This is a genomic window from Bathymodiolus heckerae thiotrophic gill symbiont (assembly GCF_900128515.1).
Taxonomy (GTDB): domain Bacteria; phylum Pseudomonadota; class Gammaproteobacteria; order PS1; family Pseudothioglobaceae; genus Thioglobus_A.
In genome coordinates, this window is record NZ_FQTP01000157.1 from 1 (window position 1) to 2,260 (window position 2,260).

At 43.9% G+C, this 2,260-nt stretch carries 1 protein-coding gene and 2 pseudogenes; all 3 read left to right on the plus strand.

Annotated features, from left to right (window positions below; genetic code table 11):
- The first annotated feature begins 29 nt into the window (after positions 1 to 29).
- Positions 30 to 962, plus strand: a complete 933-nt coding sequence (locus tag BTHERMOSOX_RS10550) for a Mu transposase domain-containing protein (RefSeq protein ID WP_138121101.1) — start codon at positions 30 to 32, stop codon at positions 960 to 962.
- Positions 952 to 1,700: pseudogene (gene istB, locus BTHERMOSOX_RS10555) on the plus strand (IS21-like element helper ATPase IstB). Before BTHERMOSOX_RS10550 ends, istB begins: the two are co-directional and overlap by 11 nt.
- 107 nt (positions 1,701 to 1,807) lie before the next feature.
- A pseudogene (locus BTHERMOSOX_RS10560) lies at positions 1,808 to 1,951 on the plus strand (transposase); the annotation flags it as partial.
- Positions 1,952 to 2,260: the final 309 nt, after the last annotated feature.

Consider the following 2,260-nt stretch of genomic DNA (forward strand, 5'->3'; position numbering starts at 1 on the left):
TTTTGAAAAAGTGAGGATTGCCACTTTGAATGTTTTTTATGAATGAGGCCGGTCGGAGCGGAAATTATAAACCAGCTTTCAATAATCACCTTCGCTTTTTTGGAAGTTATTTTTCTGAAAGTCTATATGTCTTGCTTGAGCTCTTTGAATGTACACCAGCGGCTGGATGGGAAAAAGGTCAGGTAGAAAATCAGGTGGGTAATGTTAGAGAGTGGCTGTTTACGCCGCGTGCTAAATTTAACACCTTTGATGACTTAAACCTGTGGTTAGAAAAACGTTGTGAGGACCTGGCTAGCAGAAAATATCCGACTTTATCCTCACAAACAATTGCTGAGTGTTATCGACAAGAGCAGCCATTACTGCGCCAAATCACAACCCCATTCGCTGGCTATATTGAACATTTATTAAAAGACAGCCGGACTTGTTTAGTTAGACTGGATAGAAACAATTACAGTGTCCCTGCCCAATGGGTCGGGCAAATCGTCTCTGTCAGAGTGACTGCTTATTCTTTGACCATCGTAGCAGCGGGTGAAATCATCGCAGAACATCAACGCAGCTTTATCCGTGATGAAATGGTGTGTAATCCCTGGCATTATCTGTCTGTATTAGAAAAGAAACCGGGTGCTTTAAGGCATGGTATCCCTTTTGTCTCATGGGACTTACCTGAACCGATACAGCAAGTCAGAACAAAGCTTTTGCAACAAGACAAAGGTGATAAAGCCTTTGTTGACTGCCTATTGCTGGCAAAAGAGGTTGGCATTGATGCGTTCGAGCTAGCCTGTAAACTCACATTGGAATCAGGTGTTGTCACTGGCAGTATTGTACTGAATGAAATCAGGCGATTAACAGAACCTGACCGACCCAAAGCGTTAAATGCCTGTCATGATTTACAGCTAACGACAGAGCCACAGGCGAGCTTTGAGCACTATGATCAACTACTGGGAGGTCATTATGTCCATTGACCTCTTAACCCAGCTAAAAGATCTGCGTCTCTATGGCATGAGCGATGTATGGGCTGATATCAAGGCCGAAGCACCGCAACGACAGCAGGAACTATCGCCAGAATTATTACTGAGACAACTCATTAATGCGGAAATAACCGACCGCCAGGCACGTAGCCTAAAATACCAACTGAAAGTCGCCAGGTTTCCTATACATCGTGACTTGGTCAACTTTAAATGGGATGAAACACCGCTTTCACAAGCACAAATAGAACAACTTGCAACAGCGAAATTCATGGACGATGCGCACAACCTCATTCTTGTGGGCGGTACAGGAACAGGGAAAACACACCTGGCTACTGCGCTAGGCGTTGCTGCCATTCAGCATGAGAAACGTGTCAGGTTTTTTAATGCAGTAGATTTAGTTAACCTGCTGGAGCTTGAAAAGCAGCAGAAAAAACAGGGGCAATGGCGAGAAAGCTCATCCAGGTGGATGCTGTCATCCTTGATGAACTAGGTTATCTACCCTTCCCGAAGTCAGGTGGCGCATTACTCTTTCACCTCATCAGCCAGCTCTATGAACGAACCACGCTGATAATAACCACCAACTTAAAGTTCAGTGAATGGGTACAGGTTTTTGGTGATGCAAAGATGACAGCAGCACTACTGGATCGAATTACCCATCATTGTGACATTATCGAAACAGGGAATGATTCTTACCGTTTTAAGCATCGAAAATCAGGGTTAAAAGCAGATTAACCTGCTAAACCATGTGGAAAGTTTTCGACGCTGATTGACAGGGTGGAGAGGCTACGATAACTTATCCAATTTAGGTTATAGACATGTCGATCCAGGGTGATCAAGCCAAAACGGACCAGCACCTTCCAATGATTCATATTGTCTTTGGGAACCTTGATGCATGGCTTCTGGGTACAAACCATGGAGTCAGTTCGAAGCACTTGCAGGGTTATCTCGATGAATTCGTGTTCCGATTCAACCGTCGGTTCTGGCCGATGCTGGCTTTCGACAGTGTGCTGAAGATCGCAGCACGAACGGAGACCCCAGCTTGTGCAACATCCGGATAGGCATGATTCAAACTAGCTCTTTCGTTAATTAGGTGTATCCCTACTATTGAAATCATAACCATCTTTCGCGATTTTATATCATTACTTTCATTGGCTAGTTATGGGAATTTATCGGAGTCCTTTCACCTTGCCAGAAAAAATAACCCCGTTACCATTTATCACCCCCCCCCCCTCCTGTCATAACCATGTCAATTCTCTATTTTAATTATTATTACTTTCCATTTTTCACATTAA